Below are 13,246 nucleotides of genomic sequence, written 5' to 3'. Positions count from 1 at the left end.
GTCTCCCTAAACCCTATTCAAAAAAGAAGAGAGATAGAACGCTTGACACGTCCCATCTCTCCATTTAGTTCATAAACGAGGGAGAATTAGAATTCTCCTCCTGCTGTGGCTCGTTTTCTTCGGTAGTTTCTTCAGCTTCAGCTTCCTCTATTTCAGGAACAACTTCCTCCTCTGGGCTGGAATTCGGCTTCAGTTGAATTTTTAATTGCTCGCCTGGTGCAGTAACTGAACCAGGAGGGATACTCTGAGTCATGACAAATCCTCTTCCTGTTGGTTCTACTTTCAATCCAAGAATGTTACAGAACTCCATCACTTCCCGAAGCGTCATTCCGGTAAAGTCAGGCATCTGGATTTCATCTAACTGATCTGTGATGAGATAGACTGTACTCTCCGGCATAATCGCATGCTGAGCCTCAGGATATTGCCTTGTTACCTTCGTGCCTGATCCTAAAACCTTTCCCTTTAGACTAGCATCGATTAACACGGCCTGAGCTTCAGCAGGAGTTTTCCCCATTAACTGTGGAACACTTAGTTCTTTGGCTTTACTTACAGTGATAGGTTTTTCACCACTTATATTTGGTGTCACCTTCTTATACTGCAAGCTATTCTGCATAACATGTTTGAATATTGGAGCTGCAACATCGCGTCCTCCAAAATTAGCATCAGGAATCTCTGGCTGATCGACAACGACATAGACTAAAAATTCCGGGTCATCCTTAGGAGCAAATCCTATAAAGGAATAGATGTACTTATTCACTTTATAGCTTCCATCTTGAACCACCTGAGCTGTCCCTGTTTTTCCGGCTACATGGTATCCATCAATGTAATAATAGCGACCTGTACCGTCTGTTACAACGGTCTCAAGAATGTCTCGGACCTGTTGCGCCGTATTTTCCGAAATAACCCGTCTAACCACTTCTCTCTCATGCTTTAACAATACCTGTCCGTTTTGAGAGTCGCGGATTTCCTTAATGATATAAGGCCTCAACAGTTCGCCTCCGTTCGCAATTGCCGAGACGGCTGCAACCTGTTGAATCGATGTTACAACAACCCCTTGTCCAAAAGTCATCGAGGCAACGTCACGAGGATATAAACGACTTTTGTCCTTAAGAGGAGCTGCAGCTTCCCCCGGTAATCCTATCCCCGTTTGTTGACCGAACCCGAACTTTTCTAGATAATCATAAAACTTATCCTTTCCGAGTCGCTCATACCCAAGAATGGCAAACAAAACGTTACTAGACTCCTGCACTCCCCTAAGAAAGCTAATCGTTCCCCAACCCTTACCGGCATTATGATCACGGATTGGAGGACCGGGTATTTTCCGATAGGTCCCGGAAAGATACTGCTCATCATTGCGGTACATTTTCTCTTCAATAGCAGCAGCCAAGGTAACAATTTTAAAAGTTGAACCAGGCTCAAATGTATTGCTGATGGCAAAGTTCGTCCAATTTGTAATGTCTTTATATTGATTTGGGTTAAATTGTGGCCGATTTGCCATAGCTAGAATTTCGCCTGTCTTAGGATCCGCAACAATAACCGATATCCCCTTTGTCTTATACTGCTGCGTAATTTTATTTAAGGCGTCTTCCACATAATTTTGGATCTGGTAATCAATCGTTAAATAAATATTGCTCCCGTTCTGAGCCGGCTTAAAGCTTTCAATCCCATCTGGCAGCTTAAAACCCTTACGGTCCTTCAATACTGTATATGAACCTTCCTTACCTTCTAGTTCTTCATTGAATAATTTCTCGATTCCCATGATGGCCTTGCCATCTAGATCTGTATAACCGATAACATGCGAGGCAAAAGCATCATTCGGATAATACCTCTTGGTCTCCGGATAAAGAATGACGCCAGGTATGTTTTGCTCCAGGATGCGCTTGGCTTTGTCCTCATCAATCTTCCATCCCCCGGGACGCAGTTCTACTTGAGCACGCCCGGCTTCTCTTCCATCTTCGATTAACTTAACCAGTCTCTCCGTAGACATCCCTAGTAATGGAGCCAGTCTTTGCCCCGCTTCCAGAGAGTTTTGTATATAATTTTCATCCGATTTGTCCCAGGGCTTTAACTTGGCAATAACCGTGTAAGCTTTGGAAGTATAAGCGAGCACTTCCCCATTCCGGTCGAATACCGTTCCTCGCTTCGGGTGAAGAATGTCGTTTCTTTCCCATTGAGCCTGAGCACTTTGAACCCAAAGATCTGCATTGACAGTTTGTATGTAAAACAAGCGAAAAATTAACAAAAAAAATAAGAGAGTAAAAAATACTCCCAAAAACCCTGTGCGAAGCTTAATCCTTTTTTCTGTCATGGTTCTCCCCTCCGCAGTTTACTCGTTAGTGGGATAAAACCCGCACCGTGCTGTCCTTCATCGTCATCCCTAATTCTCTTTGTGCAATATCCAGTATTCTTTCTCGTTTACTCAGTTCGTCGACCTTAAGCTTCAAGCTAGAGTTCTGTTCTTGCATCTGAATCATAGCTTGTTTCGTATTTTCAATTTCATAATTGTATTGGGAGATGAGCGCATATCTTGACAGGATGAAACCAGAAATGCAAACAATTACTATCACACTAAGCAAATAAAGCAGCTTCTCTTCTAAGGGAATGCTGTACCTAACCGATACTTTGCTTGTCTGCTTCGGTTCACTCACCCTCTGTTGCTTTCTTTCCTGATTTAACTGGACAGCTAAATTACCATAATGGTTCCTGCTCAAGTTTATCCCCCTCTTGCTCTATTTTTTCGTTATAACTTTTTGGCGACGCGTAGCTTAGCCGAACGAGCTCGGTTATTTTCGGCTAACTCTTGCTCTCCAGGAAGAATCGGCTTCCTATTTTCTATCCGGATAACAGGCTGATTACCACAAACACACTGCGGAAAATCTGGTGGACACGTACACCCGCCGCTATATTCTTGAAAAACCTGTTTACAGATACGATCCTCAAGGGAGTGAAAGGTAATCACACTAACCCTTCCACCAGGTTTTAAAATACGAATAGACTCATGAAGCGCTTCTTTAAACGCATTCAATTCATCATTCACAGCAATTCTGATGGCTTGGAACGTCCGCTTAGCAGGATGCCCCCCTGTTCTTCGCGCAGGTGCTGGTATCCCCTTTTTTATTAATTCGACTAACTCGCCTGTTGTCTCAATCGGATTCACCTGTCTTGCTTTAACAATTTCTCGCGCGATCTGTCTTGAGAACTTTTCTTCCCCATAGTGGTAAAAGATGTGAGCCAGTTCTTTTTCTTCCCAAGAATTCACAATGTCCTTGGCCGTTAATTCTTGACTTGTATCCATCCTCATATCTAGTGGAGCATCCGCATGATAGCTAAAGCCACGTTCTCCTTCGTCAAGCTGTGGAGAAGATACTCCTAGGTCAAAAAGGATTCCATCCACTTGAGGGTATCCTGCTTCTTCTACAACTCTACGGATATTTCGAAAATTGCTTTTTACTAAGATGACCTTATCTTTGTGTGGCTCAAGCCGACTCTTCGCATTCTCAAGAGCCCAATCATCTTGATCAATTGCTATCAATCGCCCCTGATCCGATAGCTGTGCTGCTATTTTTCCACTGTGTCCTGCCCCGCCTAGAGTACAGTCCACATACACTCCATCGGGCTTTACTTCGAGCCCTTTTACTGCTTCCTCTTTCATCACCGTGACGTGGTGAAACATCTCATCACCTCATTTATAAGTCAAAGTCTACAATTTTTTCAGCCAGTTCATTGAAGGATTCTGCAGACTCCTCAAAATAGGTTTCCCACAGTTCACGACTCCATATTTCAACTCTATTGGACACACCTAGGATTATACAATCCTTGTCCAAATGGGCATGTTGCCGTAAAGATCCTGGTATGTTTACCCTTCCCTGCTTGTCTAATTCACATTCGGTAGCACCTGAGAAGAAAAAGCGCGTGAACGCCCGGGCATCTGAACGGGTAAATGGCAGCGACTTAAGCTTAGCTTCTAGCTGCTTCCATTCATCCATAGCGTAAACGAATAGACACTTATCTAATCCACGGGTCATAACAAAATTTTCACCCAGCTCCTCACGAAACTTCGCAGGAATGGTTATTCTTCCTTTTTCATCGATGTTATGCTGGTATTCCCCCATGAACATGTCTATTCACCCCACTTCTACCCACAAATCCCCCACTTTGCACCACTTTGCACCACTTTAGTTTACTATTCGCGAGACGAAAAAAAAAATCCTGCTTCCATGCAGGATTTTTTTTCTTCCTATTCTCCTTCAGCCCAATTATCCAAGTATGCCTTCTGTTCCTCAGTTAATTGGTCGATACTAATCCCTAGTGCTTCTAACTTATAGCGGGCTACATTCTCATCTAGCTCGTATGGAACATTTACCACATGTTTCCCTAACGACTCATAGTTCTCATTAACATAAGCTAGGGACACAGCTTGCAATGCAAATGTCATATCCATAATTTCTGCTGGGTGACCATCACCAGCAGCTAAATTAACTAAACGGCCTTCTGCTAATAGATAAATTTTTCTTCCATCTTTTAATTGATATTCTTCGATATCCTTGCGAACTACCCGCTTAGAAACAGATAAAGACTCTAACTCAGGCTTGTTTATTTCTACATCAAAATGGCCTGCATTAGAGAGAATCGCTCCGTCTTTCATCACTTCGATATGTTCCCCTCGAATCACGTCCTTGTTACCTGTTACCGTAACAAAGTAATCACCTACCTTAGCTGCTTCTGCCATAGGCATCACATCAAATCCATCCATATAAGCCTCGACGGCCTTGATGGCATCAATCTCAGTCACCACCACTTTAGCTCCCAATCCCTTAGCACGCAAGGCGACTCCTCGTCCACACCAGCCATAGCCGATAACCACAACTGTCTTCCCAGCAACGACAAGGTTGGTAGTCCGGTTAATTCCGTCCCAAACGGATTGACCCGTACCATATCGATTGTCAAATAGATATTTACAAAATGCATCGTTAACAGCCACCATTGGGAATTTCAGTTCCCCCGATTTCTCTAGCGACTTCAAGCGTAGAATACCCGTGGTTGTCTCTTCTGCTCCACCTCGCACTTGTCCGGCTAAGTCCTGTCTTTCGCTGTGGAGAATGGTAACTAGATCACCGCCATCATCAATGATTAAATCCGGCTTCGTTTCTAAGGTCTTAATGAGATGGGACTTATATTCTTCGGGAGATGGATTGTACTTCGCAAACACCTGAATACCATCCTCCACTAATGCAGCACAAACATCATCCTGAGTAGATAATGGGTTACTTCCCGTGATGGTAACCTCAGCTCCACCCGCCTGCACCACCTTCGCTAGGTAGGCGGTTTTGGCTTCTAAGTGAAGGGAGATCGCTACTTTTAAGCCTGCAAAAGGCTTTTCTTGTTCAAATTTATCGCGGATTCGATTAAGGACAGGCATATGCTCTTTAACCCAGTCGATCTTCAAGTGACCATTAGGGGCAAGTGACATGTCTTTTACAATACTTACTTTGTTTGCATTCATCTACGTTCCTCCTGAATTGTTGGGCTATATGTATACGATCATATGCTTAGGTTGAAGCTCTAGGGGCTGACTGATCAGGTCTTTAATGAAACTATACCCATATTTGTTAAGATAACCAAAGATATTATAAACTCTTTCCTGCGGTTTTTCCATCGGATACAGTGAAGCCTGAATATCATCCCAATGCTTTAGACCTGCGTGATGACGAATTTCAATAGCTTCTTCTGTCTTTCTTTCGAGGAAATCAAGGTGTGAAAGTATTTTCGTCCAGTTTGCTTCTCCTAACTTTTTTACCCCTGGTTCTACTTGGGTAATTTGATCTAAAAAAGGAAGATAAGCACTTTGCAGACTTGTTTTCAGTTCCTGAAACCTCGCACTTAAGTCGGTAGCCGTCTGCTCCATAATCCAGTTTCTACGAAGTTCTTCCCATCGCTCATAGACGTCTTCAAGGTTCAACTGAAAAGACTCCATGTATTTACTAATATCCCTTTCTATGAGCGTAAAAGACATGCGTGGAAACACAATTGGCATCTGCATGTTCATGTGTTCAAAAACAGGCTTCAACTGAGCCCAATAGGAGATCTCTCCTGGTCCCCCTACAAAAGCTAAAACAGGAAATAGCCATTCCTGCATAATAGGGCGACTAACTACATTTGCGCTGAAGGAGCAAGGATCATCTTCGAGTCGCTTTAACAGTTCTTCTGAACGATAAAGTCTCCCTCCCCCTTTGGCTTGAAACTCCTGTCCTTTTCTTATCAATAATTGACGTTGACCACTCTCATAAATAAAAAAGTGAGCATTTTCCTTCTGAATATCTAATTGAGAGTGATATCCTTGCTTTAATAGGTTCTCTTGAACACTCATCAGCTCTTTGCTCATGTCTTTTTCAATGAACGAGGCGAATATCGGTTTTTCAAGTTTCCTAACCCAAGCATCTGCTGAATCAACTAACACGAGGCCATACTCCCCAAACAACCACGCCATGATCTTTGCAAAAAATTCATTCAGTGAGGAAGCTGAACCTGCGACATGCAGTAGTTGGCTTTTTAGTTGCTTGTGGTAAACACTGTCTGGCAATCTAGAAAAATATTCACTCGTCATATTCTGAAGCGAATCACTTCCAACAGGCAGTTGGGAGATGGAGGTCTTTGCTTTAGGACGATAGTCAAGTTGAAGCTTCTCTATGGCTCTCTCCCAAGCTTGAACATAAACATGGTTGACTTCCTCATAATCGTGATCTTCACTTGCAATCCAAAAAACAGGAATGACCGGCTTCCCTGTTTCCGCTTGATGTTTCTGCGCTAATTTAATTAAGGTTACAGCCTTATAAATGACATATAGAGGGCCAGTTAAAACGCCCGGCTGTTGACCGCCGATGACTACATACGTCTCAACTTCTTTTAACTTTTCTATATTTAACATCGCCGCTTCATGATTTTGCAATGACTGATTATAATTCCGTAAACCTTCTACTAATTGTTCCCGATGAGATAGAGGGTGTTCGAACAACCATTCCCTTCTCTCCTTCCACGCTGCATCCTGGTAAGGTGCATGCACAAAAAAGTCTTGAACAAGATCGAAACTTGAAAGATAATCTTGAACTAGACGATTTCCTATCGAGGCCTTTGTTTCCTCCAATAGCAAGGGGATCCCCTCCTCTACCCATGAGTATTTCCAAATGATACAAATTTCATTTTATCATATTTTTGTGCAACAGCTAAGCCACCCAACACATTATTTAAGAACATAAAAAAGCCTTGCTCTAAACTAATAGGAGCAAGACTTTTCTGTTATGATTTAAGAAAACTTCGAAGGGGTGACAGACCAAATATAAGTAACTGTGTCATTCCCATCATTACTGGCTGTGTGAGCCAAAGTACTGTCAAAAAATAAGCTGTCGCCTTCATGCAAGTCATACTCTTCCTCCCCAACTGAAAGGGTAAGTTCCCCACGAGTAACGACTAAACACTGTTCCCCTTCCCGGTTTAAAAACTGATCCTTCATCTTTTCACCCGGCTTCAAGACGATCTCAAGCATCCTTAACCGACTATTATCTGTATGCCCTAATACATAGCAGGTACCTGTTGTTCCCGGAAACAGAATCTGACTTCTGTCTTCCTTGCGGACCAAGTGTACTTGCGTATGGGCCACGTCTTCAAAAAAGTGAACGATGGAAGTATCTAATGCCTTCGTGATCTTCCAGAGCGTTTCTAAAGAAGGTTGTGATATTCCTCTCTCCACTTGGCTAAGTAAGCCTTTAGACAAGCCTGTACTCTGAGATAGATCCTCAAGAGTTTGAGCCTGCTTCTTCCGAAGACTTCTTATTTTTCCCCCAATCCTCTCAATCGGTAGCTTCATTGCTCCCCACTCCCCTAAACTATCATGCACATCGAATTTTTTTCTACTCTTGCTTAATTTCCACACCTAGTAGGGTCTTCCCTGCTCATTATTGTGAACATTCTGGGAACATTAAGTTCGACGCTTACATGCATAAGTTTAATTTAGGTTAAATTTAAGAAGTAATTGATGCTTGAGAAAAATAAAATGAAGTATGCTACAGAAAAAATAACAAAGGCTAGTCTCCAAACCGCACGAAGCATCTTAGGTGGGTCAAACTTCCCTTTCACTTTGTATTGCAACCAGCCAATCAACCCTCCGGTACATAGGAAAAATGCAATAATCCACCACATCGCAGATATAGCCTCTTCACTCTTAATAAGACCGTGCATTAATAACACAGCTACGATTAGAAAAAAAGTAGTGACATTAGCCGCCCAATTCAGAGACTCTTTTTTACTGCTTTTCTTCCATAGTAGAAAAAGAAAATATACCGCAATAAAAGCAGCAAATGGGATGAATACTGGTATAGTAATAATTCCCGCAAATAGGTTAGCAAGAACTTCCATAACCGCCCCCTCCTTATTTCCTTGCCTCCAACACTTGAATTATACGGACCATGAGAGCATGGTGCGGAGCTTCTTTTCCATGTTTCTTAGCCATTCTCTCGATGGCACCGTTAATATACTTGATCTCGGTCCGCCGTCCTGCTTCGATATCTTGAAGCATAGATGATTTATTTTCATAAGTATTTCTACATACTTTGACAATTTCCTGCATAAACTCCGAATCAATTTCCACTCCCTCTAGCTCTGCTACGGTTCTAGCTTCCTCAAAGAGCAAAGTCATCGCTTTAATACCTTCTTTTGACTCTATCAACTGGCCATTCTTGATGCCAAGCAGCGCCGTCAATGGATTAATGCAGGCATTAATAACGAGCTTCTTCCACATCCGCTCCATAATCTTGTCCTCAGGAATCATCTCCATTGATGTCCCTCTAAATAAACTTAAGCATTTCTCAAGGGAATCACTACTCGAAGTGGACGGATCCCTCTGTCCCACCCAAGTGACACCCTTCCCAGTATGACGTACAGCCGATGGCCCAACCTTGCAGGCTCCCTCCGTAGTTACTGCATAGAAGGTAGAGAGGTCAGGAAGCCGTTCCGTTAGAATTTCCACATGTCCCATTCCGTTCTGAAAACAAAGCAGGGAAAATGGCTGAGTGACCTTCTTATGTAAATAGTGAATAGCTGATTCAACCTGCGGTTGCTTCACTGCCAAAATGACCCAATCAAGTGCGATGGACTCTTCTATATCAATAGTTTCAACTTTTAGACATTCATCCGAGCCATCCAACTTGGTATAGGTAAGCCCGTTCGAACGTATACTCTCAGCTTGAAGTTTCTGGCGGCAAATGACCACCGGATCTTTTCCAACCAGGCTAAGCTGAGCCGCTATGTGCAAGCCCATTGCCCCTCCACCAAGAATGCCAATTCTCATGTTTTCCTCCTGCTTGTCCCTAATATGTTTATTTCATAGCTTATTTTAAGCTTTTGGAAGACAATAAAAGAGCTGCCCCTATGTAAGTTTTACCTAGGGGCAGCCCCTCCTCTCATTATACTGGATAAACAGGGTGCTTTCGATGAGAAAAGGACATATTTTTACTTTCGTAAGCTAGAAAGCGATTACTTAATTCTTCTCGAAGTTTGGAACCACTCACAATTCCGTCAATAATAAGCTCGGAGGCCAGTCTGTAAACATCAATATCCTCTTGATATTCCTTACGTTTCATCCGAATAAATTCCTGACGCTCCTTAGGATCCTCTATAGCATTAATTTTATTGTTATAGACAGCATTTACAGCTGCCTCTGGCCCCATTACGGCAATTTGGGCTGTAGGAAGCGCTAAGCAACAATCAGGTTCAAAAGCTGGTCCAGCCATAGCATACAAACCTGCACCATAGGCCTTACGAACAATCACAGAAATTTTGGGAACGGTGGCCCCGGCCATAGCCGAAATCATCTTTGCTCCATGCCGGATAATACCTGCCCGCTCGACTTTTGTTCCAATCATAAAGCCTGGAACATCAGCAAGGAATAACAAAGGAATAGAGAAAGCATCGCAAAGTTGAATAAATCTAGCGGATTTATCTGCCGAGTCTACAAACAATACCCCCCCTTTTACACGTGGTTGATTAGCGACAATCCCTACTACTTTGCCGTTAATACGTCCAAGACAGGTTATTATCTCTGCGGCAAAGAGCTTCTTCATCTCATAGAAGGAGTCTTCATCGATAATAGAATGGATGAATTCGTACATATCAAAGGGTGCATTCTGATTAAGAGGCACGATGGCCTCGGGATTTCTTGTTCCTGCTTTTACCTGCCTAGCTTCCCTTATAGGGGGCTTCTTTGAGAAGTTGGGAGGAAAATAAGAGAGATACTTTCGTGCTGAAGCAATCGCCTCTTCTTCATTTTGAACCAGTACATCCCCGCATCCGCTGACTGTACAGTGCATCCGGGCACCGCCCATTTCTTCAAGCGTGACTTTTTCCCCGATAACCATCTCCGCCATACGTGGTGAGCCTAAGTACATACTTGCATTCTTTTCTACCATGATGACGATGTCACAGAAAGCAGGAATATAGGCTCCTCCTGCCGCAGAAGGCCCGAACAATATACAAACTTGAGGCACCATCCCTGAAAATTTGACTTGATTGTAGAAGATTCTCCCGGCACCCCGCCTTCCCGGAAACATCTCAATCTGGTCCGTAATTCTTGCTCCTGCGGAATCTACTAAATACACCATAGGAACTTGAAGCTTCTCAGCGGTTTCTTGAATCCTGATTATCTTTTCTACTGTCCTTGACCCCCAAGAACCTGCCTTTACTGTAGAGTCGTTAGCCATTACACAAACGGTTTGTCCATTCACCTTTCCTATGGCAGTAATTACCCCATCGGCCGGAAGATCACCTGTAAGAAAATTGGCCATTATTCCGTCTTCGAGATGAAATTCACCTTCATCAAAAAATCGTTTCAATCGATCACGTACAAAAAGTTTCCCTTGTTCTTTCAGTTTTTCGTGATATTTAGGATCACCACCTTGCTCTACTTGGGAGATTCGTTCTTCTAAAATATGGCCTAAGGTTTTAGATTTCTCTATTTCACTCACTCTTTTCCCCTCCCCTAACAAATGAGTAGAATCCCACTAATCCCCACGATTCATTGCAATCGTTGCTGCTAATACCTTAGAAGGTAGAGGTTTCCCTAGACGCTTCTGAATAAAAGCACCTGCTTCTACAAGCTTCTCTAGATTAATACCGGTATGGACTCCCATCCTCTCCATCATATATACCAGGTCTTCCGTAGAAATATTGCCTGTTGCCCCTAGAGCATAAGGGCAACCCCCAAGACCTCCTATAGAACTGTCAAAATTACGAAGCCCAGCCTCTAGAGAAGCATAAACATTAGCCAATCCTGTACCTCGGGTATCATGAAAGTGCATAGCCAGCTTTTCCTTAGGAAAACTCTGCAGGATTACACTTAATATCTCTTTCACTTGCTTCGGTGTTGCTACGCCAATGGTATCACCAAGAGATACCTCATAAACCCCCATATCTAGAAGTTCCTTCGTAACCTGTAGTACGGACTCAACTGCAACTTGACCCTCATATGGACAACCAAAGACAGTCGATACATAGCCTCGTATTCTCATACCTAATGTTGCAGCTTCCATCACTACTTGCTGTATCACCGGTAAGGTGTCCTGAATGGTTTTATTAATATTTTTTATATTGTGACTTTCACTCGCAGACATAAATACAGCGATTTCCTTTAACCCTGCGTCTCTTGCTCCAATCAATCCTTTTCTGTTCGGAACCAGAGCACTATAATGAACCCCTTCAATAAAAGGAAGTTGTCGTGCAACCTCGGCAGCATCCGAGAGTTGGGGAATCCATTTCGGATGGACGAAGGAGGTAGCCTCAATGTGAGAAAGACCCGACCTGGCAAGAAGGGATATCAATTGAATCTTATCTTTTGTTTGAATAAATTTCTTTTCATTTTGTAGTCCGTCCCGTGGCCCAACCTCAATAACTCGAACTTGTTCCACCATCACACTTCTCCCTTTATCCTGACTTCAAAAGAAATTATATTTTGTTTAACTAAGGACAAGAATAACTTCACCTTCATTAACAAAATCGCCTACATTCGCCTTAACTTCAGTCACCGTCCCCTTTTGTTCAGCCGAAACAGGTACTTCCATCTTCATTGACTCCAGGATAATAACTTCTTGCCCAACTGAAATCTCATCTCCAATAGATACTAAAATATCAATAATTGTTCCTGCCATACTTGCTGTTACTTCAATCATATCTAACGCGCCCCTTTGCTTTTCGTTATTTATCATTTTCTCTATTTCAAAATAGCTTTGGGTCACAAGCTTCGCTCGGGTGAGCACCCGCTCATCTGCTTCGCATTCAAAAAGACATCCATGATCAGCCTGATCATTCAGCCACCTCTGACTCTAGGGAGAGTTTATAATAAATATACTTCTACAGGTCTACATTAATTCCTTGTTGAACTTTTATCTTTTTTAAAAATATTCAGCTAATAAAAAAGAAAGAAAGGGAATGACTCATCGCATTCCCTTTCTAACTATCTACACGCTCTAAATTACCATTCGCATCCATTTTAAATCTAGGTTTTAAGTCAAGATCCTCATTTTCTGTAAGTAAAGCCATTTTCCGTGCTCGATCCATAATCTGAATAAGTGTACGATAATCTTCATTTACTACCTGATAATCGGTTTGTACATGGTTCAATTGTTTGTTCATTTTATGATTTTCTTCACGAAGTCGAAGAAGCTCAGCATCCTTTTCCTCCATCTCCTTCTCCAATTGCTTAACTCTCTTACTTAAATCCTTCTGATTCTTCAGGAATCGAATCACTGAATCGTAAGATAGTTCGTCTTCTAAACTGGCATAAACAGGAGTTGAAGGTGTACTAGAGATGGTTGGAGTAGCAGTGGACGAAGACATAGCGCTTTCTTCAAGTCCAGTAGCTACCGGTACGGTTGGTGTTTTTAACCTTTGAGATTGCTTCCTTTGTTTACGTTGTGCCTTAGCAATTTGAATAGCTGCTTCATACTTTTTTCTGACAAAACTATTCCAGCGAAAACCACATGCGGCTGCTGTACGCCCTAGCTTTTCTCCCACTTCCTCAAATGCTCCTAATTGAGTGCCCCCTTCGCGAATATGCCTCAAGGTCACCTCCGCCAGCAACAAATCATCATCAGGCGTCCAAGCATCTTGTCTAGCTGCTGTCATTTAAATCCCTCCGTTTGGATTGGTCGTAATTTATTCTATGCAGGTAATAGAGTTCATAGAATGATTTTTCTAGTAATCC

Annotated in this window: 13 protein-coding genes; all 13 read right to left on the bottom strand. The window is 42.6% G+C overall.

The genetic code is table 11. From position 1 onward, the window contains the following. Positions 1 to 64: 64 nt before the first annotated feature. Positions 65 to 2,308 (bottom strand): PASTA domain-containing penicillin-binding protein, encoded by a 2,244-nt coding sequence (locus EIZ39_RS01975; RefSeq protein ID WP_129196848.1) that lies wholly within the window; start codon positions 2,306 to 2,308, stop codon positions 65 to 67. 25 nt (positions 2,309 to 2,333) lie between these two features. Next, positions 2,334 to 2,711: a cell division protein FtsL gene (gene ftsL, locus EIZ39_RS01970; protein ID WP_164984852.1), complete on the bottom strand. Its 378-nt coding sequence runs from the start codon at positions 2,709 to 2,711 to the stop codon at positions 2,334 to 2,336. A gap of 29 nt (positions 2,712 to 2,740) precedes the next feature. Further along, positions 2,741 to 3,673: a 16S rRNA (cytosine(1402)-N(4))-methyltransferase RsmH gene (gene rsmH / locus EIZ39_RS01965; RefSeq protein ID WP_129196842.1), complete on the bottom strand. Its 933-nt coding sequence runs from the start codon at positions 3,671 to 3,673 to the stop codon at positions 2,741 to 2,743. 13 nt (positions 3,674 to 3,686) lie between these two features. Further along, complete coding sequence (gene mraZ, locus EIZ39_RS01960; RefSeq protein WP_129196840.1) at positions 3,687 to 4,118, bottom strand: division/cell wall cluster transcriptional repressor MraZ; 432 nt, start codon at positions 4,116 to 4,118, stop codon at positions 3,687 to 3,689. A gap of 119 nt (positions 4,119 to 4,237) precedes the next feature. Continuing rightward, a complete protein-coding gene (locus EIZ39_RS01955) occupies positions 4,238 to 5,503 on the bottom strand; it encodes an adenosylhomocysteinase (protein ID WP_129196838.1) in 1,266 nt (421 codons plus the stop codon). A gap of 24 nt (positions 5,504 to 5,527) precedes the next feature. Further along, positions 5,528 to 7,147, bottom strand: coding sequence for a bacillithiol biosynthesis cysteine-adding enzyme BshC (gene bshC / locus EIZ39_RS01950; protein ID WP_164984851.1), 1,620 nt, complete (start codon positions 7,145 to 7,147; stop codon positions 5,528 to 5,530). A 153-nt stretch (positions 7,148 to 7,300) separates the two neighbouring features. Continuing rightward, positions 7,301 to 7,861, bottom strand: coding sequence for a helix-turn-helix domain-containing protein (locus EIZ39_RS01945; protein WP_129196834.1), 561 nt, complete (start codon positions 7,859 to 7,861; stop codon positions 7,301 to 7,303). 143 nt (positions 7,862 to 8,004) lie between these two features. Then, positions 8,005 to 8,409 carry a DUF3397 family protein gene (locus tag EIZ39_RS01940; RefSeq protein WP_129196832.1) on the bottom strand — a complete coding sequence of 135 codons (405 nt, stop codon included), beginning with the start codon at positions 8,407 to 8,409 and terminating at the stop codon, positions 8,005 to 8,007. Between the two features lie 13 nt (positions 8,410 to 8,422). Further along, positions 8,423 to 9,340 (bottom strand): ketopantoate reductase family protein, encoded by a 918-nt coding sequence (locus EIZ39_RS01935; RefSeq protein ID WP_129196830.1) that lies wholly within the window; start codon positions 9,338 to 9,340, stop codon positions 8,423 to 8,425. 115 nt (positions 9,341 to 9,455) lie between these two features. After that, positions 9,456 to 11,003: an acyl-CoA carboxylase subunit beta gene (locus EIZ39_RS01930; RefSeq protein ID WP_129197902.1), complete on the bottom strand. Its 1,548-nt coding sequence runs from the start codon at positions 11,001 to 11,003 to the stop codon at positions 9,456 to 9,458. 45 nt (positions 11,004 to 11,048) lie between these two features. Next, the gene (locus EIZ39_RS01925; protein WP_129196828.1) at positions 11,049 to 11,954 is read right to left on the bottom strand and encodes a hydroxymethylglutaryl-CoA lyase; all 906 of its coding nucleotides are present in this window, start codon (positions 11,952 to 11,954) and stop codon (positions 11,049 to 11,051) included. Positions 11,955 to 11,999: 45 nt separating this feature from the next. After that, positions 12,000 to 12,212 carry a biotin/lipoyl-containing protein gene (locus EIZ39_RS01920; protein WP_129197900.1) on the bottom strand — a complete coding sequence of 71 codons (213 nt, stop codon included), beginning with the start codon at positions 12,210 to 12,212 and terminating at the stop codon, positions 12,000 to 12,002. A 280-nt stretch (positions 12,213 to 12,492) separates the two neighbouring features. Next, positions 12,493 to 13,167 (bottom strand): RsfA family transcriptional regulator, encoded by a 675-nt coding sequence (locus EIZ39_RS01915; protein WP_129196826.1) that lies wholly within the window; start codon positions 13,165 to 13,167, stop codon positions 12,493 to 12,495. Between the last annotated feature and the right edge of the window lie 79 nt (positions 13,168 to 13,246).

It is taken from the genome of Ammoniphilus sp. CFH 90114, assembly GCF_004123195.1.
Classification (GTDB): domain Bacteria; phylum Bacillota; class Bacilli; order Aneurinibacillales; family RAOX-1; genus YIM-78166.
The sequence above is the reverse complement of the archived record's forward strand: the minus strand, read 5'-3'. Positions and strand labels throughout refer to the sequence as shown.

Coding starts and splice junctions, on each gene's coding strand:
- EIZ39_RS01975 (WP_129196848.1), bottom strand. CDS start 2,308: ATGACAGAAAAAAGGATTAAGCTTCGCACAGGGTTTTTGGGAGTATTT.
- rsmH (WP_129196842.1), bottom strand. CDS start 3,673: ATGTTTCACCACGTCACGGTGATGAAAGAGGAAGCAGTAAAAGGGCTC.
- mraZ (WP_129196840.1), bottom strand. CDS start 4,118: ATGTTCATGGGGGAATACCAGCATAACATCGATGAAAAAGGAAGAATA.
- EIZ39_RS01955 (WP_129196838.1), bottom strand. CDS start 5,503: ATGAATGCAAACAAAGTAAGTATTGTAAAAGACATGTCACTTGCCCCT.
- EIZ39_RS01945 (WP_129196834.1), bottom strand. CDS start 7,861: ATGAAGCTACCGATTGAGAGGATTGGGGGAAAAATAAGAAGTCTTCGG.
- EIZ39_RS01940 (WP_129196832.1), bottom strand. CDS start 8,409: ATGGAAGTTCTTGCTAACCTATTTGCGGGAATTATTACTATACCAGTA.
- EIZ39_RS01935 (WP_129196830.1), bottom strand. CDS start 9,340: ATGAGAATTGGCATTCTTGGTGGAGGGGCAATGGGCTTGCACATAGCG.
- EIZ39_RS01925 (WP_129196828.1), bottom strand. CDS start 11,954: ATGGTGGAACAAGTTCGAGTTATTGAGGTTGGGCCACGGGACGGACTA.
- EIZ39_RS01920 (WP_129197900.1), bottom strand. CDS start 12,212: ATGATTGAAGTAACAGCAAGTATGGCAGGAACAATTATTGATATTTTA.
- EIZ39_RS01915 (WP_129196826.1), bottom strand. CDS start 13,167: ATGACAGCAGCTAGACAAGATGCTTGGACGCCTGATGATGATTTGTTG.